The sequence below is a fragment of the Pontibacter oryzae genome (assembly GCF_003576375.1).
Lineage (GTDB): Bacteria > Bacteroidota > Bacteroidia > Cytophagales > Hymenobacteraceae > Pontibacter > Pontibacter oryzae.
Genome location: NZ_QWGE01000002.1, coordinates 594345 through 619953 on the forward strand (window position 1 = coordinate 594345; position 25609 = coordinate 619953).

Below are 25609 nucleotides of genomic sequence, written 5' to 3' on the forward strand. Positions count from 1 at the left end.
CAACTATAACCATTACACTTATGGCAAAGTCTCAAGACGCAAAAAAAGATGTGAAGAAAAAGCCAGCCAAAACCGCTAAGGAAAAGCAGGCCGCGAAACTCGAAAAAAAGAAAAACAGCTACGATTAAATAAAAAAGACCTCTGCTTAAACAGAGGTCTTTTTGTTTGCGGGGTATTACCTGTGCAGCGCATACGTATGCGCTGGTATGCTTGCTCTAAGCGCCATAAGCTGTTCTTCGGAGAGCGGTGCGGCATGGGCAGCTGCAAGAGCATCTTTCAGTTGATTTTCGGTACGGATGCCAAGTATAGCCGAAGTAATGCCAGGTTGCTGCAAGGCAAACCGGATAGCTACTTCAGCGGCATTATACTTGTCTGCAACTAGTGCATGTATGGTTTCGGCTGCGTGCTGCACATTTTGGGCGCTATGCTCCAGATATGCTTTTGGCGCCTTTCCTGCCAAAAGCCCCTGGGCCAGGCTTCCTCTTGCCAATATTCCCACCTGATTTTGCGCTAGCAATGGCACCACTGTTTCTTCGGGCCGCCGGTCTAGCAAACTATACTGCAGCATCACACTGGAAATTGCGGAACGACTGGAATACTCGCGGATTACGTTTGGGCGGATAGACGAGATTCCGTATTGCTTTATTTTGCCCTGCTGTTTCAGCAACTCAAAGGCTTCAATGGTTTCCTCGATAGGGTCATCAATGGTGCCGCCATGCAGCTGGTATAAGTCAATGTAATCGGTTTGCAGCCTTTGCAGGCTGGATTCCACAGCAGCAAGTATATAATCCTTACTTGGGTTCCAGTACCAGCCGCTGCCATCGGGCCGCCACTGGTTTCCTACTTTTGTGGCAAGGTACACTTTCTCGCGCAGGCCCTTAAAAGCTTTGCCAAGCGTTACCTCGTTCTGCCCCTGCTGATATAAGTCTGCTGTATCAAAGAAATTTATACCGTTATCCAGCGCTTTAAGTAACAAGGCTTTGTTAACGGCATGGTCGGTGCCCAAAGACATGCAGCCGAAGCCAATTTCGCTTACCTTTATATCTGATTTGCCAAGTTCATTATACTTCATAGTTTGGCCCTTGTTGCTGATTGATTCAATTTTAATTCTTCAGCAATGCGTAGTTTCTGACTCATGATTCACTGCCTTCTGGGTTTTAGGTAAGTTACAGTGATCGCTGCTAGAATGTTCAAACTTTAAATTCTTTTCCTAAGTATGTTTAATCTTCTAAACACATCAAAATCCTTCTAACTTTGTGTAAGTATACTTTTATTTGGATACAAAAGTATAAACCTATGTTAGTGTATCCATTTATGCGAAGATCAGTCATAGAAACGATATAACATGAGCCAACTAATCATCAGAAGCCTGGCTGAACTCACCCAGCACGAGGGCACTGAGATGGGCGTATCAGCCTATCACACCATTACGCAGGAGCAGATCAGTAAATTTGCCGACGCCACCCTGGACCACCAATGGATTCACTTGGATGCGGAGCGTGCCAAAACCGAGTCGCCGTTTGGGTCTACTATTGCCCATGGTTACCTCACGGTATCGCTGCTGCCGTACCTCTGGACGCAGATAGTTTCCATTGAAAACCTTAAAATGCAAGTGAACTACGAGATCGAAAGCCTGCGTTTTAACCAAGCCGTTGCCGTTAACAGCGAAGTGCGCCTGCGTGCTAAACTGCTTTCTGTAAAAGATTTGCGCGGTATAGCCAAAGCGCGCTTAGAGGTTACCCTTGAGATTAAAGACAGTAAGAAACCGGCATACACGGGCATTATCACCTTCCTTTATCATTTCAACAGCTAAGCCCGGAATGATTCTATACTTAAGCAGAGGTATAGCATGACGGCACAGATAGCAAAGCCAAGTTGTAAATGAGCTGGCTTTGTTGTTTAGATACTTACCTAGGCTACCTCAAAGGTGCTTTCGTTTATGCCAAGTTTATTTTTTGACATGAGCTCTACCGGAAAGCCCCACAGATACCGGATATGTTCCAGCGTATTCTTCGCGCTCTGGTGGTCCAGGCGGCGGTCTTTCTGGATATAGTGGGTCAGGTATAACTTGCTGGTCTTGTGCAGATCAACTTTAGTGACTTGTATGTTCGGGACGATGTTGGAGCGGTCGTACTGGTTGCTGAGCTGTTCGCGCACTTTCCGGTAACCGCGCTCATTATGAATAGCGCCAATTTCATAGGTATCCTCGTTCTCATCATCCACAATGGTAAACAGCTTCATATCCCGGATTACCTTAGGCGAGAGGTACTGGAGTATAAAACTGTCGTCGCGGAAGTTCTCCATCACGTAATGTACCTGGTCCAGCCAGTTTTTCCCGGCAAGGTTAGGGAACCAGTACGTATCTTCTTTGGTAGGTTGCTGGCATATGCGTTTAATATCCATGAAAATGTTAAACCCCAACGTGTAAGGATTTAAGCCAGCGTAATATTTGCTGTTATACTCCGGTTGGTAGAGCACGCCGCTATGGCTCTTAATAAACTCCAGCATGAAGCCGTCGTTTACATAGCCTTCGTCGAAGAGCTTGTTGATGATATGGTAGTGCGTAAAAGTGGCAAAGCCTTCGTTCATTACCTTGGTTGCGCCCTGCGGATAAAAGTATTGCGCAACTTTCCGCACAATCCTGATGATTTCCCGTTTCCAGGCTGGCAGTGTGGGCGCATACTTTTCTATAAAGTATAAAATATTCTCTTCAGGCTCTTTCGGGAAACGCTGCTCCTCTCCTGCCGGCCCATGTTCGGGTATGCTTGGCGGCGATGGTAGGGTTCTCCAGAGCTCGTTGTAGTTCTCCCTTTTAACAGTAGCCAGGTTTTTCAGGCGTTCGTTCTCTTGCCGCGCTGAAATTTTGGATGGTTTTTTATATTTGTCTACGCCATGGTTGGACAAGGCATGTGCGGCATCCAATACGCGCTCCACTTCCTCCTCACCGTATTCTTCCTCGCATTTAAGTATAAACTCACGCGCAAACACCATATAGTCAACTATTGAGTCGGCCGAGGTCCAGTCGAGGAACATGTAGTTGTTGGCGAAGAAAGCATTGTGGCCCTGGCAGGCATGCGCAATTACCAGCAACATCATACAGGTGGAGTTGTTCTCCATGTTGTAGCTAATGCAGGGGTCGGAGTTGATTACCAGCTCGTAAGACAGGCCCATGCGCCCCTTGGTATAGTTATTCTGGTTCAGCACAAAGTCTTTCCCAAATTTCCAGTGTGGGTATGAGGTGGGCAGGCCGGTAAGCGCATAGGCATCCAGCATCTGCTCAGAGGTTACAATTTCGATTTGGTTCGGGTAGGTCTTCAGTTTCAGGTATTCGCGGCCAATCTTGCTGATAACTTCGTCTGCCGCTTCCAGCGTGGTGTAATCCCAGTTTGGGTTACAGAACATCGCTTTGTATTGATCTTTGTCCATCATGGCTTTCTTTGATTGAAGGGTGCAGTGTATCACAATCCGGCTTCGGATTATACTTACTAGCGTAGCTTGCTGCCTAATGTATGGTAAAGCATGACACACGGTTAGGCTTCTGCCGGCTCGCTTCGCTTCCTGAACAGGCCCTGGAACACCGGCCAGATTTCATAGGGTTCATAAATGTGCCGGATGGCAAACTCATCATCGTTACTGATCCTGCTATAGGCCTGCCATAAGTCACTCTCCCTACTTTTGTTGCTGATCTCGATATAGGCCATGTATTGTATGGCTGGAAGTATAGTTTCTAGCACGATGCTTTTACATTCCTGGGCATCCTGTTTGGACCATACATCACCATCGGAAGCCTGGCAGCAGTACACGTTCCAGCCCTCTGTATAACGTTCGCGTAGAATCTTGTCCATCAGTTTTAGGGATGGGGCTACCACTGTGCCGCCGCTCTCCCGGGAGTTGAAGAACTCTTCCTCGTCCACTTCCTTGGCTTCGGTGTGATGGCGTATAAACACCAATTCCACGTTCTTGTATTGCCTTGTCAGGAAGATGTAGAGTAACGTGAAGAAGCGCTTGGCAATGTCCTTTTCATGCTGCCCCATAGAGGCCGAAACGTCCATGATACAAAACATGACAGCTGATGTTATGGGCACGGGTACTTGCTCAAAATTATTATAGCGCAGGTCTATGTCTTCAAAAAATGGAATGGTGTTGGCTTGCTTTCTTACTTTCTCTATCTCAACAAGCAGCGTCTCTTTTTCTTCAGTGGCAGTTACAGACTCAAGTTTCTGGTGCAGCACTTTCAGCTTTTTCTCAAACACACCTTTCAGCGCCAACTGACGCCCTAGCGATTGTTGGTAACTGGATTTTATATTCAGGCGCGAAGGAACGCTGTCTTTGGTATAGCCAGCTCGGCGCATGGCAAAGCTATCGGTGCTCTCCATCAGCTTCTTCACCATGTTCGGCAGGGCCAAGTCATCAAAGAAATATTTCAGAAACTCCTCCCGCGATAGCACCACTGTAAAATCATCCTCGGTCACTTCGGGGCTGTTTGATCCCTTTCCTTTGCCGCTGCCCTCGCCGTCCTTGGGTTTAGGCACTCTGTCACCCTCGTTAAACCGGTCGTTGCCTGGCTTAACAATCTGCTTTTTGCCGGTTTTAGGGTCATGGCGAAACTGCGGCTCATCCAACCCGCGAACGGGTACTTTCACGCTGCCGCCGCCGCTACTGTCCTTTATGCTTTCCTGACTGATGATATCGGGGATGGCTCTTTTAATCTGGTTTTCGACGCGCTTCAAAAACTTCTGCCGGTTACCAGTAGATTTCCCTTTATCATTCTTCCTTCTATCGATAATATGGCTCATGGCGTTAAGGGTTAAAGAGTTTGGGAGGTTGAGAGGTAAGGAGTTTAGGGGTTTAAGAGGTAGAGAGTTCGTTTGAGCGTTATTCTTTTAACCTCTTACCCTTTCTAACTCCTAAACTCGCAACCTGTCCTATCCCATAGTTTTTCGAACGCGCATAAACCAATCTACTAGAATCCTGATCTGCTTATCGGTGTAGCCGCGTTCCTTCATTCTGCGGGTGAAGTCTTTGTGCTTCTTCTCATCTTCAGCGTTGGATTTGGCGGTGAAAGACACAACAGGCAGCAAATCCTCGGTGTTGGTGAAGATTTTTTTCTCGATCACGGTCTTTATCTTCTCATAAGAATCCCAACGCGGGGTTTTACCGCCGTGGTTTGCCTTGTAGCGTAACGTAAAATTGGTAACCTCGGCCCTGAAATCTTTCGGATTAGCGATTCCTGCCGGTTTTTCAATTTTCTCGAGTTCAGCATTAAGTATGCTTCTATCGAAAATCTCACCGGAATCCGGGTCGCGGTAATCGTTGTTCTGCATCCAGTGGTCGGCGTAGATCACATACTTCTCGAAGATGTTCTGGCCATACGAGCTGTAAGATTCGATGTATGCCTTCTGAATTTCGTCGGCGATAAACTCGGCATACTTGCTGGCCAATACGGATTTGATCAGGTGCAGGTACTTGGTCTCGGTTTCCGGGGGCAGCATCATCTTCACAACTTCCTGTTCCAGCACATAGAGTAAGTGCACCGGGTTGGCGGCAATTTCCTCGCTATCGAAGTTAAATACTTTGGATAAGATCTTGAAGGCGAAGCGGGTAGAGATACCTTGCATGCCCTCATTAATACCTGCGTCGTCGCGGTATTCCTGCAGCGATTTGGCATTAGGGTCGGTATCCTTAAGGGTTTCGCCGTTGTAAACGCGCATTTTAGAATAAATACTGGAGTTTTCAGGCTCTTTCAACCGGGATAAGACAGAAAATTCAGCCAGCAACTGTATTGTTTTCGGTGCGCACGGGGCATCGCGCAGCGAGCTTTCACGAATTAGTTTTTCGTAGATTTTAATTTCTTCGCTCACGCGCAGGCAGTATGGCACCTGCACTTTGTAGATACGATCCAGGAAGGCTTCATTTTTCTTATCGTTCAGGAATTTGGCCCACTCCGACTCATTAGAGTGCGCAAGTATGATTCCGTCAAACGGGATGGCGCCTATAGGCTCGGTACCTTTATAGTTTTTCTCCTGGGTGGCGGTAAGCAGTGGGTTAAGCACTTTAATCGGCGCTTTAAACATTTCCACAAATTCAAGTAAACCTTGATTTGCCAAGCACAGGCCACCAGTATAAGAGTAGGCATCCGGGTCGCTTTGCTGGTACTCGGCTAACTTGCGGATGTCCACTTTGCCAACCAGTGTCGAGATATCCTGGTTATTTTCATCGCCCGGCTCGGTTTTAGAGATTGCTATCTGCTCCTGAATGGAAGGGTAAAGGCGAATTACTTTAAACTTGTTGATGTCGCCATCGAACTCCCGCAGGCGCTTAGATGCCCAGGGGCTCATGCAACTTGGCACATAACGGGCAGGTATGCTGTACTCCTCCTCCAGTTCATCGGTATAATCGGCAAAAAGGCCAAGCGGGCTCTCAAACACAGGGCTCACCTCGTCGCCGGCTTTAAGCACGTAAATGGGGTGTTGCTGCATCAGGTGCTTCAGCTTTTCCGCCAAAGAGCTTTTACCGCCGCCTACCGGCCCCATCAGGTATAAGATCTGTTTCTTTTCCTCAAGGCCCTGCGCCGAGTGCCTGAAGTATGAAACGATCTGCTCTATGGTATTTTCCATACCGTAAAAGTCCTTGAAGGCAGGATAAACCTTGATCTTCTTATTCGAGAAAATCCTGCTTAATACCGGGTCCTGGCGGGTGTCCAGCACTTCGGGCTCCCCTATCGCATCCAATATCCTTTCGGCAGGTTTGGCATACGCTTTAGGGTCTTTCTTACACTCCTCAAGATAGGCAGCTACTGTCATCTCATTAATCGAGGCACTGTAATTTGTCTTAATCTTTTCTAAAATGTTCATATGATTTGTGTCTTTATAACATAGTCAGAATCATTTTATAATGTGAAGCAACAAGCAGTATCTCAAGTAAATGGATTTGTAGCCTAGGATACTACTAAGGAGCTAATCTGATCATCGGGTATGATGGTTATAGGTTAATAGATTTTATTTCTAATCGGGAAACTTTCGCCTTTTAAATTTATAGCCCCCAGCTTTCTAAGATCTATGTGGCTGTTGCTTATGTCGGTGTCAAGTGTTAGATCTTGCTGCTGCACTATAACATAGCAGCGGATCATGAGTAAATGCAAGCAGCAACAAATTGGCAATACTGTCGCTCGTGGAAGGCTGGATAACTGAAATCTATACTTCTAAAAAGCTACTTCAGGTATCCTATGTTAAAAAGTCTGAATTATCTGGTTAATCAAGACTGGCGCCTCGTTTTGCACCAGTGTGCTATTAAACCTCCTATTGATTGGTTACTACTATATGGAACAGCAATTCGTTTTATTAAATTCAATAGTTGTTATATTTTATAATAAAATTATATACGGATATTTTATTAAGATGGCTTATCCATACATCGTCGTTTACCATAAAGTATAAAAACAGCGATTCTGAGGCGTTTTTATACCTACATCAAGTCCTAAGCAGTACACTTTGTTCCTAGGCTCAAGCAGGCATGGCTTCGAGAAACTTTTTAGGATTCCTGCATGCATATTGAATTACTTAGAATATCAAGTAAGTTTAAGTTTACTCATAGAAAAAGCTTCCATCCAACCTTAAAAAACAATCATACAAGCCTATCTGCAAGGCTTCTAAAGTACTGACCCAGGTGCCTTCGCGTAATCCTTAGATGGAGAATTAAACATGCTTCCTTTTAGCATTTGGATCTGAGCGATATTTTGGATGAAGCTTGAGCAAACACATTAGCCTTATTTTTGTTAAAAGCGGCCAGTGATGTGCAAATGGAGAATTACAAATCAATGACGCAAACCACAACTGCAGCGCAAAAACCTGAGCTAACCCGCTTAACTTTATGGTTAATGACTGTTGCTTCGGGCATAGTTGTGGCCAATATTTATTATAACCAACCCCTGCTTGTAGAAATTGCCCGCACCTAACAGGTAACGGAAGCCAAGGCCGGAATGATTGCGATGTTAACCCAGGTTGGCTATGCCGCTGGCCTGCTGTTTATTGTGCCCTTAGGCGACATGCTGCGCCTGAAGCGCCTTATCCTTTGGGATTTTATCCTCATAATTTTTCGTTGAGGCTGGCCGCCTTTTCCCCTGACATACAGACGCTGATGGTTGCCAGTGTTCTTATTGGTGCTACCTCTGTGGTTCCACAACTGTTTGTGCCCATGGCGGCGCATCTGGCAAAACCCGAAGCTCGCGGAAGAGTGGTTGGCACCGTTATGAGTGGCTTACTGATTGGTATACTTTGCTCCCGAACCTTGAGTGGATTTGTGGGCGCCCACTTTGGCTGGAGGGCTATGTTCATGATAGCAGCTGGTTTGATGCTCGTGCTCTGGGTAGCTCTGTTTTTCCTTTTGCCAGAAGTTAACCCACTATTCTCGGGAAACTATAAATCCTTGATGAAGTCGCTGGTGCACCTGTTTAAAACTGAGCCAAAACTGCGCCTTGCTTCTGTGCGTGGTGCACTGTCGTTTGCCTGCTTCGGAGGGTTCTGGACGGCACTGACTTTCCTGCTGGAAGGTCCGCCATTCTTTGCCGGCAGCGAAATAGCTGGTTCGTTTGGGCTGATAGGCGCGGGAGGTGCTATAATGGCATCAGTTATGGGCCGCCTAAGCGACAAGTTCGATACGCGTAACCTGCTCGTTGCCACCATCAGCATGATCATACTTTCATACCTTGCGTTCGGGTTTTTCGGCTATAGTATGCTTGGGCTCGTAGCAGGCGTTATTCTTCTTGATCTGGGCCTGCAGGCATCACACATTGCTAACCAGGCACTTATTTTCTCACTACAGCCAGCGGCCCGCAACCGCCTGAATACTGTGTATATGTTCTTATACTTTATCGGAGGCGCAACAGGCACGGTGCTAGCCAGCCAGGCATGGCACTTTTGGAAATGGAATGGCGTAGTGGCCGTGGGGCTCATCTTTTCAACGCTTGCGCTCTTGGTGCACCTGCTGTTCTCCATGTCAAGCAATAAAAACGTGGCTGCACAGGCGGAGCAAGTATAGTTTTAAAGGCAGGTCTATACTTCCACGCTGTTATTTGAGGTACCTTTCAAAAACCAAAAATTAAAATCCGCTGTTATAGTATCTTTGCTAAAAGAATACAAAGTATGGAGCATACTAACTGGGATGAGCAAGCATACAAGGATCTTAACACCTATTTCAAGATCAAAATTGAGTTAATGCTTCAGAATGATCCTGCCTTGGCAGCAAACACGTTGCAGCTGGAGGACCTTGTGGCGCAGTTTAACTCGGAAGACCAGGAGCGCTGGACAGAGTTTCTGCGGCTGGATAAACAAAAAATGGAGATCGACATGTGGAATCACCTGAACGGCAATGGCACAAGGTTTCAGCCGGGCGTAGGTTTTGTTAACCCAGATGATGACACTACCTGGTAAGTATGATTTAGCTATCGAAGCTATACTTGGCATCGCTCCAGAACTCATCCAATGCAATAATGCGCGGCTTCAGAAATGAAATTAAGCTAGGCCAATCCTCTTTGTTAAACACATTAACCGGGCTCAGGTCTTTGTAAATGCGGCTCACTATACGCCCCGACTCATCGGTTGAATGCAGCACCCACTCCCACTCCTCGCCAAGCACTGCATGAAGCATCGTTTTGTGCTCCAGAAACTGATCAAACAGCAGCTCCTGCATCTCAACATCCGGGTGCGACAGTTCAATAGCTATATACGCCCGCTTACTGTCTGCATTCATCCGGAAGTAAATATCCTTCACTCCAGTTTTATAGTTTACCCAGTTTACCTTCCAGCCCTCAGCCGAGAGTTGTGGCGAAAGGTATAAGCCAAACGTGGTCCAGAATTGCTGCCTTAGCTGTGATGCCTGATCGCGGGTATACATACCACAAAATTAACCATTTCAAGCTAATTCTGGCAAAACCAAGTTCTTTAAATAATGAGTTACCCAGCGGCAAGCACGAATCACTGCCGCTGGGTATACTAGGAGATACTTCAAAAAAAACTACCGTTGCAGTATAAGCTTTACTGTTTTAGCACCGGATGGTGAGACTATTTTAGCAATGTATAATCCGTTTGGCAGATCTTCCCCATTGATATGAAATATAACTTGCTCTCCTGTATTGGCCACTTGTGTTTGTAATCTTTTCACAACAGCCCCTCTACTATCGTAGAGCGCCGCTGTGTAACCCCCCGGATGTATGGCTGCGATTTTGACCACAGCCATACCCTGGAACGGGTTAGGGTAAGCGAGCACCTCCTCCAACAGGCTATTATCCTCCACTTTCATACTTGCCGATTTGGTTGCCGCCAATAGATCTGTGGCATGCTGAATGATTATTTGGCCTCTCTCCACTTTGTGCAAATATTGCGTCAGGCTTTTCTCCTGGGTTGATGTGCCCTGTGTATCATACACCAAGACATTATACTTGTCCCAAAGCTGAATTCTCATTCTGTCATCCGGATCGTTAAGGCCCGGAGCGCCTGCATCGTTCACTGTAATCAGGAATTTATAGCCAACTTGCCCATCTAAGGTGCCGGTGCCTTGCCATGCGGCACGGTTCCCATTCACCACAAGCCAATCATGAGAGGTGCTTTGGAAACGGTTGCGGCTATTAAGTAGCAGCAGGGTGTTGCCTACAGGTCTGGTGGCAGTGGCATCAGGATACCGGACGGTAAAAGCAAAAGACGATTTTTGATAGCGTTGCACATAGGCCAAAGGCACAAAATCGTGGGCAATCTCGCCGGCGCCGGCTACCGTACCAGCCTCGGTTTTATACACCACTAACTGCTGTTTATAGCTGTTTGATGTAGGTTTCAGGCAACTGGCACCAAAGTCCAGCCCTATAGTATAAAACCCTGTTTCCTGATAGCGGTGCTGCCCAGTTATTCTAGCGCTTCCTGGAGTTGTGTACGCCATAGAGGTGCTACTGTCGCCCCAATCCCACCGTAAATTTTTGTCCGTTAGTTGGGTGTAGTTTCCGAAGTCTGCGGTTGTTCTAACCTGCTCGCCAACGGCCATAGCATGGGGAGGCAAGTATAACTTAACCGGCACTGGCGAAGCACACCCACCCAACATGCCGAACTTATAAATAATAAGCTCTACCAGGCTTGCAGGTTCTTCGGCAGGCATCCGGGTGGCTGCTACAAAAAGGTTGCCTTTAGCGTCAAAATTAATGGATCGCCCATACGTGCGGCTTGTAGTACTCGGTGCATACTTGTTTTCCCAAACCTGCTGACCGGCATCATTATAAAGTATTGAAACAAGCGCAGGCTCCTGTTTATAGATAGGCGGAATGAAGAAAGCTGGTGGCTCATCAAATGCCGCACCGTAGGCTGTCATGGCTATGTTGCCATCAGCATCAATGTCCACGTCGGCAGGGGATAATTCATTAACCGTTATCCCTTTATAGGTATTCAGCGTATGATACCATTTCTTGTGTCCGTTTGTACCTACTTTAGTTATAAAGTAGTCTCGGGTTTGCCTGTACTTTTCTTCCCGGCCAAGTATAACTGCCTCGTCAAGCTTGTTAAAGGCAGCATCCACCAGCAGCGACTCATCGGTATTTCCTACATTTTGTTGCCATTTTAAACTGCCGTTGCTATCAGTTTTGAGCAGAATTACATTAAAAACGTAAATACCTGCTTTCGCACTAGCTAAAATCATTATATCACCGGCGGAAGTTACATGTACTCTTTGCGCCATACTTTCTGTGGCATCCATGCTCTTTAAATCAACATGGTAGTTTTTATCGAGCATAGTTTGGCCATCGGCGTGTTGCAACTTCATTAGATGTATGGTCGGTAGCTCGTAAAACCCTGTAGGGATTGTGCCAGCAACGACCAGGCTGCCATCCTTGGTAAGGGCCAATGAATTTGCGTAAGTACCTGGTGTAGTGCGACTCCAAGCAGTTTTACCGTTCTCGCGAAGTCTTTTAACGATGCTTATACTCTTGCCATTTTTAGTAGTATGCCCCGCTATAAATACCTCCTGTTCCGTGCTTACTATAAAGTCACCAACTCCCTTGAAATTATAGTTATCAGATGTGAATGTTCTTGCCCACAGGCGTTTGCCATCTGGGCTAAACTTTGTAAGCAAGACTCCTGTTGCGCTGGAATCTTCATAGTGATAACTCTGCACATAGCTGTTACCATCTGCATCAACTCGTAGCCTGGCAGGAAATCTTAATCTTTGGTTGCCTTTTTGCCTCGGGCTCAGCTTCCATAGCAATTGCCCGCCTTCAGCGTATTTATATAAAATGATTTCTGAGCTATCGGTTTGTGCTAGAACCAGCAAATTTCCAGACGGGTCAACGGCTGACTCGGTTTGAACTTCGGCCGGCCCAGCATTATCCCCGAAAGGCTCGACTTGCCAAAGCAACTCGTACTGGCTGAAGGCAACGGTAGGTGACAGAAGAATTAATAAAACCAGCGCGAACGACTTTTTCACTAAACTGTGATAAAGTGCGCGGAAGCAGTAAAACGCTTTAAATAGTAAAGTTTTGTTCATAGCTTTTGCTTAGATGTGTAAGGCAAGAAACAAGTACAGAAATAATAGCTCGTTCTAAAGCTTTTGGTTAGCAGCGGGTTTGCGTTTAGAAGAGGACGAAGAGTTTAAGGATACTAGTATATAATTATACTTTGCCAATAAATAGTTGTTTTGATATTCACTAACCTAAAACATACCGCAACAAGAATTATGGTGTAGTTCCGTGCTAAAGTATTATCGTGCTAATATCTGAAGAATTTATACTGAGCGAGCTATAATTATATTCGCTTAATGTTTGATGTTATGATGCGTCACTTTTAAAACCGACATTTCTAAACAATTATGAAATAGTATAACCTTTTGCTTGTGAAACGTTAATAAGGTAGATCGATGAGAATTGAAACATTATTACATTGTTAAAATGAGATATAATGCTATAACTCCATTTCATTTTAGAACAATTTTCTCTAATTTCGCTTTATTAAGAGACACAACAACGGACATAAATAAAAAATAACATGTCAGAATTTGCTGAAATTATTTTAGAAGGTAAATCTTACCAAATGCCTGTAGTAGAAGGCACTGAGAACGAAAAGGCTATTGACATTTCTTCTCTGCGCGCTCAGTCAGGCTATATCACCCTGGATTCAGGATATAAAAACACTGGTGCTACAAAAAGCGCTATTACATTCTTGGATGGCGAGCAAGGCATTTTGCGTTACAGAGGCTATCCGATTGAGCAACTGGCCGAGAAGTCTAACTTCATCGAGGTTGCATACCTGCTGATCTACGGTTCACTGCCAACTGCTTCTGAGCTTGATGATTTTAGCAACAAAATAAAAATGCATACTTTGGTGAACGAAGATATGCGTAAAATCCTGGACGGTTTTCCGTCTGCTGCACACCCAATGGGCGTTCTTTCTGCACTGGTTAGCTCACTAACCGCTTTCTACCCAGAGTCGCTTAACCCGAACCAGACAAAAGAAGAGTTAGACCTTTCTATCATCCGTTTGATGGCTAAGATCTCTACCATTGCTGCCTGGTCTTACAAAAACTCTATCGGGCACCCGGTTAACTACCCTAAAAATAAACTGGATTACTGCTCAAACTTCCTGCACATGATGTTTGCGTACCCAACCGAGGATTATGAAATGAATCCGGTTGTTGTGGATGCGCTCAATAAACTGCTTATCCTGCACGCTGACCACGAGCAAAACTGCTCTACGTCTACGGTGCGTCTTGTTGGATCTGCTAACGCCAGCCTGTATTCTTCAGTATCTGCTGGTATCAGCGCACTGTGGGGCCCGCTGCATGGTGGTGCTAACCAAGCGGTAATCGAAATGCTTGAAGAAATCAAAGCAGATGGTGGCGACTCTAAGAAGTTTATCGAGAAAGCAAAAGACAAAGACGATCCTTTCCGTTTGATGGGCTTCGGACACCGTGTTTACAAGAACTTCGACCCACGCGCCAAGATCATTAAAAAGGCCGCTGACGAGGTACTTACTGCCCTGGGCGTAAAAGATCCAATCCTGAACATTGCCAAGGAACTGGAAGAGGCAGCCCTGAACGACCCATACTTTGTAGAGCGTAAGCTTTATCCTAACGTAGATTTCTATTCAGGTATTATTTACCGTGCAATCGGAATCCCAACCGATATGTTTACTGTAATGTTTGCCCTTGGCCGTTTGCCAGGTTGGATTGCACAGTGGAAAGAAATGCGTGAGAACAAAGAGCCTATCGGCCGTCCGCGTCAGGTTTACACAGGTGCCACCGAGCGTGATTATGTAGATATCGAGAAGCGCTAAGTGCCTAAATAATACTAAAAAAAGGCTGATCTCAGGATCAGCCTTTTTTTTAGATGCCTACCTATGTTTAGCTAATAGGCATGCACCTCTTATTAATTAAAAGATATCTATCTTTAAAGGATCTTCATTTCGATGCGCCGGTTAACCTGACGGTTTTCTTCAGAGGTATTCGGCTTAACAGGTTTGCTTTCGCCGTATCCTTTGTAACTGATACGGCCTTTCCCGATGGCATTGCTATTCAGGTAATCTACCACCGATTTTGCCCGCTTTTCTGACAGCACCTGGTTAGCCTCGTCTGAGCCAACATCATCCGTATGCCCCGCAATCTCGATCTTAACCTGCGGGTTTAGTTGCATAAATGCTATAAGCTTATCCAGTTCGGTTTTAGACTTTCGCTCTAAGGTATACTTTCCTGTGTCGAAAAACAGGTTACTAAGCACTACGGCGGCACCAGCTTTTATAGGCTCCAAGTATACATCCAGGGCAACCGGCGAAAGCGCCTTAGAAGTGTAATCAAAACTCAGGCTGTTTGTAAGGTACCCGGGGCTGGAAACATAAAGCGCATATTGCTTGCCTTGTGTAAGGACAACAGTATATTCCCCGGAAATTCTATCGGAGCTAACCTGCTGCATCAACGAATCAGCATCTATATTATACAGTTGTACTTGGGCCGAAACAGGCTTTTTGGTTTGGGCATCAAAAACACGCCCTTGCGCATAAGTGCTCCTCTCCTTACTCTGCCAGGCAGCCGGTACATCAAATTGAAACAGCTGTATACTTGGCATGCCCGACTCGTTATTAACTTGCCGCGAGTAGTAACCTATTTTATTATCCGGCGTGATAAATAAAGATCCTTCGTCGGCAAAGGTGTTGAGCGGATAGCCAAGGTTTTGGGGTGCTGACCATTTTTTATTTGTCGTCAGGTCGGCTTTGAAAATATCCAGGCCGCCCATACCTGTGTGGCCATCACTTACAAAGTATAACGTGGAGCCGCTCATGTGTATGGAAGGCGCCATATCTCTTGCAGGAGAGTTTATTGGTTGGCCAAGATTGCTGGGCTGTTGCCAGCCTCCATCATCGTTGCGGTATGTTACCCAGATATCCTCTTTGCCATTTCCCCCGCCTCGGGTAGAGGTAAAGTATAGTGTGCGCCCGTCAGCAGAAAGGCTCGGTTGGGAATCCCAAGCTTTGGAATTGACGGTTTTACCCATGTTCTGAGGCCTGCTCCACTCGCTACCAGTCCTGAAGGAGATGTACAGGTCGCAGTCGCCTTGGCTATCGGGGCGGTTGCAGGAAGTAAACACCAGCGTTTTGCCGTCGCCGGAGATAGTAGCAGCACCTTCGTTAGCTGGCGTATTGATGTTAGTTGATATAGGCAACGGGCGTTGCCATTCCTCTCCGGACCTCTGGCTTACATAGATATTCTCATCGTGCTCCGGGCGGGCACTCTCACGGGCAGTGTAGATAAAATAGCGCTGATCGGCGGTTGTGTACGGGAAATACTGTAACCCGAAAGCATTCAGTGTTTTCGGAAGCTGAACAGGCTTAAAATCTACCGGCTGCCCCATAGCCTGCTTCGCAAAATCAGCTGTATTAACCTGTTGCTTTGCCCACTCCACCATCCTAGTATTGCTAGAGCCGGTGTTTAGAAAGGTTTCATACCATTTTGTAGCTGCATCATACTTACCCTGGCTAAAATTTAGTTCGGCCAGCTCAAAGTAATTATTTGCTTGCCCTTTAGTGAATGGCAGCAGCTGAAGCCCTTTTTCCAGGTTATCAAAGGCTGCGGCCTTGTTGCCCATCATTTTGTGCAGGTTAGCTGCACGCAGATAGGCTTCTGCAAAATTTGGGTCTTTGTCTGTGGCTTCAGCCAGTAACTCTAGGGCTTTGTCAAAGTTGCGGCCACGGATGTAGCTATCTGCTTTCTCATACAGTTTCTCTGCCTTGGCAGAAGTAGTATGTAATTGATTGGACTGAGCAAGTGGAACAGAAGCTGCCCCGAATGTCAGGAAGAAAGCAGTAAGCAGTGTTTTATACATTTTTAGATGTTATGGAATATCCATGTACTTGTGGGTCTGCAACGATACGCGCCATCGGGGATTGCTTTTAACATACTCCACAATTAGCGGGGTAATCTCGACGGCTTTGCTCCATTCCGGCTGTAAGTACAGCTGGCAGTCAGGACCAACCAGTGCAGCATGCTCCTCAGCCCACTTAAAGTCGCTCTTATTAAAGATAATGACTTTAAGCTCATTTGCAAAGGGATAAACGCTTTGGTCTGGCGCTTTAAATTTTTTAGGCGATAGGCAGATCCAATCCCAGGAGCCGCTTACAGGATACGCCCCTGAAGTTTCGATATACGTTTTAATGCCGCGAGCCTGCAATTGCTCAGTTAGTGGCTTAAGGTTGTAAAGCAAAGGCTCTCCCCCTGTTATTACCACCGCTTTTCCCGGATAGGCATCGGCAGCGCTAACAATATCCTGCACAGGAGTTAACGGATGCGATTCCGCGTCCCAGCTTTCCTTTACATCGCACCAATGGCAGCCAACATCGCAACCACCAAGGCGAATAAAGTATGCGGCGGTTCCTGTGTTACCGCCCTCTCCCTGTATCGTATAAAAAGCCTCCATTAATGGCAACAGACTCCCATCTTTAGGAACCTGATGAATGGAGGCCGTTTTAGTAGATTTAATTTCTTCCAATGTCAATTTGTTTCGGCCCTGTTTCTAAGCGGCCAAGTATACTTTACAATAGTATGGCTACATGCTTTCGCCATAAAAGAACCTGCAAGTTAGCTAAAAAAGAAACAAGGTGATTACTTCCTATGTTCCTTCACCCGCAACTCTTTACCAACAGCTGTTCCCAGGACTTGTATAAGTATAAACTAGCTTGCCATATCTCAACAAAACAGCCTCATAGTATAAAAACTATGAGGCTGCTGAATATTATACTTGATATCGGTTAACCGTACACTTCTTTCTTTGCGGCACGTAACGTGTTAGTCATCAGCATGGCGATGGTTAAAGGACCTACGCCACCAGGCACTGGGGTTATATAGCTGCATTTCTCGGCTACGTTCTCAAAATCCACATCACCTCGCAGTCGGAACCCGGATTTGCGCGTTGCATCCGGTACACGCGTAGTGCCTACATCAATAACTACAGCGCCTTCTTTCACCATGTCCGCTGTGATAAGGCCTGGCTTGCCTACGGCTACAATTAGGATATCGGCCTGCAACGTATGAAAAGGCAAGTTAACTGTATTGCGATGGCAGATTGTAACGGTAGCTTCGCCTGGATAGGTACACTTAGACATCAGGATGCTCATTGGAGTACCAACAATGTTGCTGCGCCCTACAACTACACAATGCTTGCCTTTGGTTTCAATCTCGTAGCGCTTCAGCAGCTGCAGGATGCCAGCCGGCGTGGCAGGCAAATATGCTGGCAGGCCCGCCACCATGCGTCCCACGTTAGTCGGGTGGAAACCGTCTACGTCTTTTTTGGGGTTGATAGCCTCGATTACTTTCTCTGTGTTGATGTGCTTGGGCAATGGCAACTGCACAATAAACCCGTCAACCTCGTTATCATTGTTCAATTCGTTTATCTTGGTCAACAGCTCCTCTTCAGTAACTGTGTCTTCGTAACGTATGAGCGAGGAGCCGAAACCAATACGCTCGCAGGCCAGCACTTTATTGTTAACGTAGGTAACGGAGCCTCCGTCGTTGCCAACAAGTATGGCTGCCAGGTGAGGTACCTTGCCCCCCTTTTCTTTAATAGCCGCAACTTCAGCCGCTATCTCGTCCTGAATGGTCTCAGATGTTTTTTTACCGTCGAGCAGGTTCATTTTACTATCTATGTATAAATGGGTTGAAATCCGAAGGATTATACGTTGGGTGAGTTTTCTGACTCCTGTTAAAGCACAAGCCCCAACGCGCAGGGGCACATCGGGGCTTGTTATACTTTAGTCGAGTTTTAGCACGGCTAAGAAGGCTTCTTGCGGAATTTCCACGTTGCCTACCTGGCGCATGCGTTTCTTACCTTTCTTCTGTTTCTCGAGGAGTTTACGCTTACGGGAAATGTCACCGCCGTAACACTTGGCCAAAACGTTCTTTCGCATGGCTTTCACCGTTTCGCGGGAAACAATTTTCTGACCGATGGCAGCCTGAATGGCAATCTCAAACATTTGACGCGGCAACAACTCACGTAGCTTCTCGCAAAGGCGCTTGCCCCAATCATACGCTTTATCGCGATGCACGATGGCACTAAGTGCATCCACTTTCTCGCCGTTTAGCATGATATCCAGCTTTACCATGTTTGAAGGGCGGAAACCGATCAGCTCATAATCCAGGGAGGCGTAACCGCGGGAGATTGTCTTCAACTTATCAAAGAAATCGAAAACGATTTCTGCAAGCGGCATTTCGAAGGTCATCTCTACGCGGTCGCTGGTGAGGTAGGTCTGGTTTTTCAGAATACCGCGCTTGTCCATACAAAGCGTGATAATCGGGCCTACGTAATCCGACTTGGAGATAATTTGCGCCTTAATGAAAGGTTCCTCAATATGATCAATATAATTAGGCTCAGGCATCTCCGATGGAGCATTTACCTTAACCATTTGTTCTTTGGTAGTATAGGCATGGAACTGCACCGAAGGCACAGTGGTAATCACCGTCATGTCGAACTCACGCTCCAGGCGCTCCTGCACAATCTCCATGTGGAGCATACCCAGGAACCCGCAACGGAAGCCAAAGCCAAGCGCGGCAGATGTTTCAGGCTCCCATACCAGAGAGGCATCATTTAACTGCAGCTTTTCCATAGAGGCACGCAGTTCTTCGTACTCGCTAGTTTCTACCGGGTAAATACCGGCAAATACCATAGGCTTCACATCTTCAAAACCCTGAATGCCTTTTGCCGGGCGATCCACATGCGTTATAGTATCCCCTACTTTTACCTCTTTGGCATTTTTAATGCCTGAGATCAGGTAGCCCACGTTACCGGCGCCCATTTCCTGGCGCGCTTCCTGGTTAAGCTTAAGCACACCGATTTCATCAGCCTCATACGTCTTACCCGTATTGATGAACTTTACCTTCTCCCCTTTCTTCAGGGTGCCGTTAAAAATACGGAAGTATACTTCGATGCCTCTATAAGAGTTAAATACAGAGTCGAAGATCAGTGCCTGCAAGGGCGCTTCCGGATCTCCTTCGGGAGCTGGAATACGATCGCAGATTGCGTTAAGAATATCCTCTACCCCGATACCTGCCTTACCAGATGCGTGGATAATGTCTTCCCGCTCACAGCCAATCAAGTCAATGATCTGGTCCGAAACTTCTTCCGGCATGGCGTGTGGCAGGTCAATCTTATTTAGTACCGGAATGATCTCCAGGTCGTTGCCAATAGCAAGGTATAAGTTAGAAATGGTCTGCGCCTCAATTCCCTGGGACGAATCTACGATCAATAAAGCTCCTTCGCAGGCAGCAATGGAACGTGATACCTCATAGGAAAAGTCAACGTGGCCGGGCGTATCAATCAGGTTCAGTACATAGTCCTCGCCTTTGTAATGATAGTTCATCTGGATGGCGTGGCTCTTAATAGTAATGCCGCGCTCGCGCTCCAGGTCCATGTTGTCTAGCAGCTGGTGTTGCATTTCACGCTCCGCTACCGTCTGGGTATATTCTAACAGGCGGTCGGCCAGGGTACTCTTGCCGTGGTCTATGTGGGCGATGATGCAAAAATTACGGATGTTCTTCATAAATATCTATACGAAGAACAAAGTTAAGAAGAAAGAAAGTTTATTTACACTACATGCAGCAAAAACGTACAATTAAAGTATGAAATAGCCTCTGAACGAAGCACGGGCTATGGTCGGCTTTATGCCTAAAATTGCCTATATTCGCATCAAATCTGGAAAAAAACTGTTTAGATAAGTATGCACCTCACTACTGTAGAACCATACAAGCCCGTTAACCATATCCGTATCGTAACGGCGGCCTCTCTTTTTGACGGCCATGATGCTGCTATCAATATTATGCGCCGCATCATTCAGTCATCTGGGGCAGAAGTTATTCACCTGGGCCACAACCGCTCCGTGCAGGAAATCGTGGATTGCGCCATTCAGGAAGATGCACAGGCCATTGCCATAACTTCCTACCAGGGCGGCCACATAGAGTACTTTAAATACATGCACGACCTGTTACAAGAGCGTGGCAGCGAGCATATCCGCATCTTTGGAGGCGGCGGCGGAGTTATCCTTCCGGATGAGATCGAGGAACTGCACGGATATGGCATTGCCCGTATCTACTCCCCAGACGATGGCCGCGCCATGGGCCTTCAAGGTATGATTAACGACATGCTGCAGAAGTGCGATTTCCCTACTGGCCAGAACCTAAACGGTGAAGCTAAGCATCTGCAGGAGAAAAACCCAAAGGCCATAGCGCGCCTTATTTCTGCCGCCGAGAACTTTCCGGAGGAAGCCAAGAGTATACTTCAGGAAATAAAGGAGCAGGCTAAAGCCATTACAACACCTGTCCTCGGTATTACGGGTACGGGTGGAGCCGGAAAGTCTTCTTTGGTAGATGAGCTGGTACGGCGATTCCTGATGGACTTCCCGGAGAAAAAAATTGCCATTATATCAGTGGACCCATCCAAGCGCAAAACTGGTGGTGCTTTGCTCGGCGATAGAATCCGGATGAACTCTATTTCAAACGAGCGTGTGTATATGCGCTCCCTGGCCACGCGCCAAAGCAACCTGGCGCTAAGTAAGTATGTGCAGGATGCTGTTGACATTGTGAAGGCAGCTAACTTCGACCTGATTATACTTGAGACTTCAGGCATTGGCCAGTCTGATACCGAGATTATTGAGCATTCTGATACCAGCTTATATGTGATGACACCGGAATATGGCGCCGCCACGCAGCTGGAAAAGATTGACATGCTGGACTTTGCCGATGTGATTGCGCTCAATAAGTTCGATAAGCGTGGGGCCTTGGACGCTCTGCGCGATGTGAAGAAGCAGTACAAGCGCAACCATCAGCTTTGGGATATCAACGATGATGACATTCCGGTATTCGGAACCATCGCCTCGCAGTTTAACGACCCGGGCATGAACCAGCTTTACCGCGCCATCATGGCCAAAATCTCTGAGAAGACAGGTGTTGCATTTGACTCCAACTTGCAAACCTCCAAAGAGATGTCGGAGAAGGTATTTATCATCCCTCCTAGTCGTACACGGTATCTGTCTGAAATTTCAGAAACGATTCGCGGCTACGACAAGTGGGCCAACGACCAGGCTGAAATAGCTCAGAAACTATACGGCATCAAGAAGTCTATTGAGGCTGTGCAAGGTATAGAAGTGGAGGACAAAGACCGTCTGGTAAAACAACTGGAGCAAGCTTATGCTGAAGTAGAGCTGAACCTTGACGGCCAGAACAAGAAAATCCTGGAGAACTGGAAAGAGAAGGTTCAGGCTTATAAAAATGAGTTCTACGTTTTCAAAGTTCGAGACAAAGAGCTGAAGATAAAAACACATACCGAGTCGCTATCGCACCTTCAAATACCAAAGGTTTCTACACCACGTTACGAGGCTTGGGGCGATTTGCTAAAGTGGAACCTGCAGGAGAACGTTCCAGGCGAGTTCCCATACACGGCAGGCGTGTTTCCGTTCAAGCGCGAAGGCGAAGACCCAACCCGTATGTTTGCCGGTGAGGGCGGGCCAGAGCGAACCAACCGTCGTTTCCATTACGTAAGTTTAGGCATGCCAGCTAAGCGTTTGTCTACGGCCTTCGACTCGGTAACCCTTTACGGCGAAGACCCGGACTACAGACCAGACATCTACGGTAAGATAGGCAACTCAGGTGTAAGCATTTGCTGCCTGGATGATGCCAAGAAACTATACTCTGGCTTTAACCTGGCCGACCCGAAAACCTCCGTATCTATGACCATTAACGGTCCGGCGGCTATACTTACCGGCTTCTTCATGAACGCGGCCATCGACCAGCAATGCGAACTTTATATTAAAGAACATGGCCTGGAAGAGGAGATAAACGCCAAGATTGAGGCTATTTATAAAGAAAAAGGTATTGCCAGGCCAAGTTATCAGGGTCCGTTGCCAGAAGGGAACGATGGTTTAGGCTTGATGTTGCTGGGCGTTACCGGAGACCAAGTGCTGCCTGCCGAAATATACGAACCGATTAAAACACGCACCCTGGCTGCCGTTCGCGGAACCGTGCAGGCCGATATTCTGAAAGAGGATCAGGCACAGAACACCTGTATCTTCTCCACGGAATTCTCACTTCGTTTAATGGGCGATGTGCAGCAATACTTTATCGACAAGAGCGTACGTAATTTCTACTCGGTTTCTATTTCCGGTTACCACATTGCAGAGGCAGGTGCCAACCCAATCTCGCAGTTGGCATTTACACTGGCAAACGGCTTTACATTTGTGGAATATTACGTGAGCCGCGGCATGGATATCAATAAGTTTGCGCCAAACCTGAGCTTCTTCTTCTCTAACGGGATTGATCCGGAATATGCCGTGATTGGCCGAGTAGCACGAAGAATCTGGGCCAAAGCCATGAAACACAAGTATGGCGCCGATGCCCGCTCTCAGATGCTCAAGTACCACATCCAAACATCGGGCCGTTCGCTGCACGCGCAGGAGATTGACTTCAACGATATACGCACCACGCTGCAGGCACTTTACGCCATTTACGACAACTGTAACTCGCTGCACACCAACGCTTACGACGAAGCCATCACCACACCAACCGAGGCATCGGTGCGCAGAGCTATGGCTATTCAGTTGATCATCAACCGTGAGCTGGGTCTTGCCAAGAACGAGAACCCGCTGCAAGGCTCATTCATTATAGAAGAGCTGACTGATTTAGTGGAAGAGGCTGTGTTGACCGAGTTTGACCGCATTACCGAACGAGGCGGCGTGCTAGGCGCCATGGAAACCATGTATCAGCGCGGTAAAATTCAGGAGGAGAGCCTATACTATGAAACCCTGAAGCATACTGGCGAATACCCTATTATCGGCGTTAACACCTTCCTTTCCTCAAAAGGCTCTCCAACGGTTATCCCAACCGAGGTTATCCGTGCCACCGAAGAGGAAAAGAAATATCAGATCAACATGGTGCACGCACTTCAGGAAGGCAACTCCAGCAAGTCAACGGAGATGCTTACCAAGTTGCAACAGGTAGCCATAAACAACGGAAACATTTTCGAGGAGATGATGGAAACCGTTAAGTACTGCTCGCTGGGCCAGATCACAAACGCCTTGTTTGAAGTGGGTGGTCAGTATAGAAGAAATATGTAACTCAACATTTTTTATACTTGAGAAAGCCGGGCCATTAGGTCCGGCTTTTCTTTTAGCATGTTAATAATAATTAACTATAACTGAGTTAAGCACTCTTCGTAAATATCATTTTGAATATAACACTAACGTATGAAACGAACTGAAGCAACTCCGCTGCTATACTTGATTGGATCCGCCTTGTTGATTGGAACAGCAGCATGCCTGTTCGTATACAACTGTTTTAGCGGTGATGAATTTGAGCTAGATACTTACGATGAACATAACGAGGATTATTTGTAATGCCTTACCCTTATAAAAAAATAAAAGCCGCGCCCTGACTCAGGGTCGCGGCTTTTATGTATGGTGTAGTTATACTTAGTTTAGCATATAATTGGTGCTGAACTCGCGGGGGGCAGCATGTTTAGAGAAGTATAGTTCTTTAAATGTGGCATGCTTGCCTTGCTCAATCCTTCTGTAAATTTTATCCGGCTTAATATCCGTTAAGGTGGCAAAACCACATGCTTCCATCACCTCAACCGTGGATTTCATGGTATTGCCATGGAAATTAGCCACACGAACTTGCTTGTCTGCCACATCAAGTCCCTTGTATAAGTTTGCATCCTGCGTGGCAATACCAACCGGGCAACGGCCTGAGTCACACTGCAGCGCCTGAATGCATCCAAGTGCAAACATCATCCCGCGCGCACTGTAGCAAATATTGGCTCCGAGCGAAATCGCCTTTATAATATCCACGGCAGTGATAATTTTGCCAGCCGCTACCAATTTAACTTCATTGCGAAGGCCATACTTTTTAAGCGTGCTGTGGGCAAAGGCTAGCGCATCGTATAGCGGCATGCCCAGGCTATCTGTAAATTCGAGTGGTGCCGCTCCGGTACCTCCTTCTGCCCCATCTATCGTTATAAAATCCGGAAACATGTTGTTATGCATCATTTCCTGGCATAGCCGATCGAACTCTTGTTTCTCACCGATACAAAGCTTTATACCCACTGGCTTTCCGTCCGATAAAACACGAAGTTTTTCAATGAAAAGCAGCATGGTAAACTGGTCGTTAAAAGCAGCGTGCGCTGGCGGCGATGCAACCGTTGTATAAGGCTCCACTTTGCGAATAGCTGCAATCTCAGGTGTATTTTTGGCAGCCGGAAGAATACCTCCATGGCCAGGCTTTGCCCCTTGTGAGAGCTTGATCTCCACCATTTTGATGTTTGGATGAGCGGCTTGTGCTTTAAATAGGTCTTCTGAGAAATCACCGTTTTTATCGCGGCAGCCAAAGTATCCGGTGCCAATCTGCCAGATCAGGTCGCCGCCGCCCTCAATATGAAATGGGCTCACGCCGCCCTCTCCTGTGTTGTGAGCAAAGCCTCCCAGTTTGGCGCCCGCACTCAAAGCTTTTACGGCCGTTTTGCTCAGCGAGCCATAGCTCATAGCTGAGATGTTATATATACTAGCATTGTAAGGCTGTGTACAACGGCTGCTCCCAACAGTAACTCTCAGGTCTTCTTCGCGCACATGCACCGGGAACATAGTATGGGAGATCCATTCATAGCCCTGCTCCTGGCTGTTACTTTGCATACCAAACGGCACCGTTTGGCGCTGGTTCTTGGCACGCTGGTATACTACAGAGCGCTGGCGGCGGCTAAATGGTTTACCATCTAAGTCAGATTCAAAGAAATACTGACGAAATTCCGGGCGGATACTTTCAAATAGGTAACGCAGGTGGCCAACCAAGGGATAGTTGCGCAACAATGTATGGCGCGACTGCCTTACATCATACAGATATCCAAGGTGAAATGGAACAAGCACCAGCAGCAACCAAAGCATTTGCCGGTCAAAAATTGATAAAGAAAGAAATACCAAGTAAGCTGCGATAAAAGCATACGACATCGTTTGCCTAACGCTGATTTTTGTTGCCATTTGAATTGAAGGTTTTTACAAGAAGTATTTTATTCGATTAATATCATCCTGAACCCTACGCATACTTGCATGTGTGGGCACCTGAAGTT

The 25609-nt window shown here is 46.8% G+C and carries 18 protein-coding genes; 7 read left to right on the plus strand and 11 right to left on the minus strand.

The window, feature by feature from the left end; all coding sequences use genetic code 11:
- Positions 1-175 precede the first annotated feature (175 nt).
- Entirely contained in the window at positions 176-1072 is an 897-nt protein-coding gene (locus D1627_RS07440; RefSeq protein ID WP_119431586.1) for an aldo/keto reductase, read from the minus strand.
- A 273-nt stretch (positions 1073-1345) separates the two neighbouring features.
- On the opposite strand from D1627_RS07440, the gene D1627_RS07445 reads away from it, so the two are divergent.
- Entirely contained in the window at positions 1346-1813 is a 468-nt protein-coding gene (locus D1627_RS07445) for a MaoC family dehydratase (protein WP_119431587.1), read from the plus strand.
- A gap of 98 nt (positions 1814-1911) precedes the next feature.
- On the opposite strand, the gene D1627_RS07450 is transcribed toward D1627_RS07445, so the two are convergent.
- The 3 genes from D1627_RS07450 to D1627_RS07460 form a co-directional block, all read right to left on the minus strand.
- Positions 1912-3429 (minus strand): SpoVR family protein, encoded by a 1518-nt coding sequence (locus tag D1627_RS07450; RefSeq protein ID WP_119431588.1) that lies wholly within the window; start codon positions 3427-3429, stop codon positions 1912-1914.
- Positions 3430-3530: 101 nt separating this feature from the next.
- Positions 3531-4796, minus strand: a complete 1266-nt coding sequence (locus tag D1627_RS07455) for a YeaH/YhbH family protein (RefSeq protein WP_119431589.1) — start codon at positions 4794-4796, stop codon at positions 3531-3533.
- A 129-nt stretch (positions 4797-4925) separates the two neighbouring features.
- Positions 4926-6854 (minus strand): PrkA family serine protein kinase, encoded by a 1929-nt coding sequence (locus D1627_RS07460; protein ID WP_119431590.1) that lies wholly within the window; start codon positions 6852-6854, stop codon positions 4926-4928.
- A 917-nt stretch (positions 6855-7771) separates the two neighbouring features.
- Here D1627_RS07460 and D1627_RS18445 point away from each other — a divergent pair.
- The 4 genes from D1627_RS18445 to D1627_RS07470 all read left to right on the plus strand — a co-directional run bounded on the left by D1627_RS18445 (position 7772) and on the right by D1627_RS07470 (position 9428).
- On the plus strand, positions 7772-7954 hold the full coding sequence (locus tag D1627_RS18445; RefSeq protein WP_199688396.1) for a hypothetical protein: 183 nt from the start codon (positions 7772-7774) through the stop codon (positions 7952-7954).
- A gap of 24 nt (positions 7955-7978) precedes the next feature.
- Positions 7979-8101, plus strand: coding sequence for a hypothetical protein (locus D1627_RS18595; protein WP_262697023.1), 123 nt, complete (start codon positions 7979-7981; stop codon positions 8099-8101).
- Entirely contained in the window at positions 8098-9036 is a 939-nt protein-coding gene (locus D1627_RS07465) for an MFS transporter (RefSeq protein ID WP_262697027.1), read from the plus strand. The genes D1627_RS18595 and D1627_RS07465 overlap by 4 nt, the downstream gene beginning before the upstream one ends.
- 104 nt (positions 9037-9140) lie before the next feature.
- A complete protein-coding gene (locus D1627_RS07470) occupies positions 9141-9428 on the plus strand; it encodes a hypothetical protein (protein WP_119431591.1) in 288 nt (95 codons plus the stop codon).
- A gap of 7 nt (positions 9429-9435) precedes the next feature.
- On the opposite strand, the gene D1627_RS07475 is transcribed toward D1627_RS07470, so the two are convergent.
- Both D1627_RS07475 and D1627_RS07480 read right to left on the minus strand, forming a co-directional pair.
- Positions 9436-9891 (minus strand): DUF4268 domain-containing protein, encoded by a 456-nt coding sequence (locus D1627_RS07475; protein ID WP_119431592.1) that lies wholly within the window; start codon positions 9889-9891, stop codon positions 9436-9438.
- A 120-nt stretch (positions 9892-10011) separates the two neighbouring features.
- Complete coding sequence (locus D1627_RS07480; protein ID WP_119431593.1) at positions 10012-12516, minus strand: T9SS type A sorting domain-containing protein; 2505 nt, start codon at positions 12514-12516, stop codon at positions 10012-10014.
- A 497-nt stretch (positions 12517-13013) separates the two neighbouring features.
- On the opposite strand from D1627_RS07480, the gene D1627_RS07485 reads away from it, so the two are divergent.
- Positions 13014-14300: a citrate synthase gene (locus tag D1627_RS07485; protein WP_119431594.1), complete on the plus strand. Its 1287-nt coding sequence runs from the start codon at positions 13014-13016 to the stop codon at positions 14298-14300.
- A gap of 113 nt (positions 14301-14413) precedes the next feature.
- Here the strand turns inward: D1627_RS07485 and D1627_RS07490 are convergent, their stop codons facing one another.
- The 4 genes from D1627_RS07490 to lepA form a co-directional block, all read right to left on the minus strand.
- Entirely contained in the window at positions 14414-16339 is a 1926-nt protein-coding gene (locus tag D1627_RS07490) for an OmpA family protein (RefSeq protein WP_199688398.1), read from the minus strand.
- Positions 16340-16348: 9 nt separating this feature from the next.
- Positions 16349-16930 carry a 7-carboxy-7-deazaguanine synthase QueE gene (locus D1627_RS07495; RefSeq protein ID WP_394342576.1) on the minus strand — a complete coding sequence of 194 codons (582 nt, stop codon included), beginning with the start codon at positions 16928-16930 and terminating at the stop codon, positions 16349-16351.
- A 331-nt stretch (positions 16931-17261) separates the two neighbouring features.
- Positions 17262-18143: a bifunctional 5,10-methylenetetrahydrofolate dehydrogenase/5,10-methenyltetrahydrofolate cyclohydrolase gene (locus tag D1627_RS07500; protein ID WP_119431595.1), complete on the minus strand. Its 882-nt coding sequence runs from the start codon at positions 18141-18143 to the stop codon at positions 17262-17264.
- Between the two features lie 117 nt (positions 18144-18260).
- Positions 18261-20045 (minus strand): translation elongation factor 4, encoded by a 1785-nt coding sequence (gene lepA / locus D1627_RS07505; protein WP_119431596.1) that lies wholly within the window; start codon positions 20043-20045, stop codon positions 18261-18263.
- Positions 20046-20222: 177 nt separating this feature from the next.
- Here lepA and D1627_RS07510 point away from each other — a divergent pair, with 177 nt between their 5' ends.
- Entirely contained in the window at positions 20223-23609 is a 3387-nt protein-coding gene (locus D1627_RS07510) for a methylmalonyl-CoA mutase family protein (RefSeq protein WP_119431597.1), read from the plus strand.
- Positions 23610-23963: 354 nt separating this feature from the next.
- Here D1627_RS07510 and D1627_RS07515 read toward each other — a convergent pair whose 3' ends face one another.
- The gene (locus D1627_RS07515; protein ID WP_119431598.1) at positions 23964-25520 is read right to left on the minus strand and encodes an FMN-binding glutamate synthase family protein; all 1557 of its coding nucleotides are present in this window, start codon (positions 25518-25520) and stop codon (positions 23964-23966) included.
- Positions 25521-25609: the final 89 nt, after the last annotated feature.

Coding starts and splice junctions, on each gene's coding strand:
- D1627_RS07440 (WP_119431586.1), bottom strand. CDS start 1,072: ATGAAGTATAATGAACTTGGCAAATCAGATATAAAGGTAAGCGAAATT.
- D1627_RS07445 (WP_119431587.1), top strand. CDS start 1,346: ATGAGCCAACTAATCATCAGAAGCCTGGCTGAACTCACCCAGCACGAG.
- D1627_RS07450 (WP_119431588.1), bottom strand. CDS start 3,429: ATGATGGACAAAGATCAATACAAAGCGATGTTCTGTAACCCAAACTGG.
- D1627_RS07455 (WP_119431589.1), bottom strand. CDS start 4,796: ATGAGCCATATTATCGATAGAAGGAAGAATGATAAAGGGAAATCTACT.
- D1627_RS07460 (WP_119431590.1), bottom strand. CDS start 6,854: ATGAACATTTTAGAAAAGATTAAGACAAATTACAGTGCCTCGATTAAT.
- D1627_RS18595 (WP_262697023.1), top strand. CDS start 7,979: ATGATTGCGATGTTAACCCAGGTTGGCTATGCCGCTGGCCTGCTGTTT.
- D1627_RS07470 (WP_119431591.1), top strand. CDS start 9,141: ATGGAGCATACTAACTGGGATGAGCAAGCATACAAGGATCTTAACACC.
- D1627_RS07475 (WP_119431592.1), bottom strand. CDS start 9,891: ATGTATACCCGCGATCAGGCATCACAGCTAAGGCAGCAATTCTGGACC.
- D1627_RS07480 (WP_119431593.1), bottom strand. CDS start 12,516: ATGAACAAAACTTTACTATTTAAAGCGTTTTACTGCTTCCGCGCACTT.
- D1627_RS07485 (WP_119431594.1), top strand. CDS start 13,014: ATGTCAGAATTTGCTGAAATTATTTTAGAAGGTAAATCTTACCAAATG.
- D1627_RS07490 (WP_199688398.1), bottom strand. CDS start 16,339: ATGTATAAAACACTGCTTACTGCTTTCTTCCTGACATTCGGGGCAGCT.
- D1627_RS07495 (WP_394342576.1), bottom strand. CDS start 16,930: ATGGAGGCTTTTTATACGATACAGGGAGAGGGCGGTAACACAGGAACC.
- D1627_RS07500 (WP_119431595.1), bottom strand. CDS start 18,143: ATGAACCTGCTCGACGGTAAAAAAACATCTGAGACCATTCAGGACGAG.
- lepA (WP_119431596.1), bottom strand. CDS start 20,045: ATGAAGAACATCCGTAATTTTTGCATCATCGCCCACATAGACCACGGC.
- D1627_RS07510 (WP_119431597.1), top strand. CDS start 20,223: ATGCACCTCACTACTGTAGAACCATACAAGCCCGTTAACCATATCCGT.
- D1627_RS07515 (WP_119431598.1), bottom strand. CDS start 25,520: ATGGCAACAAAAATCAGCGTTAGGCAAACGATGTCGTATGCTTTTATC.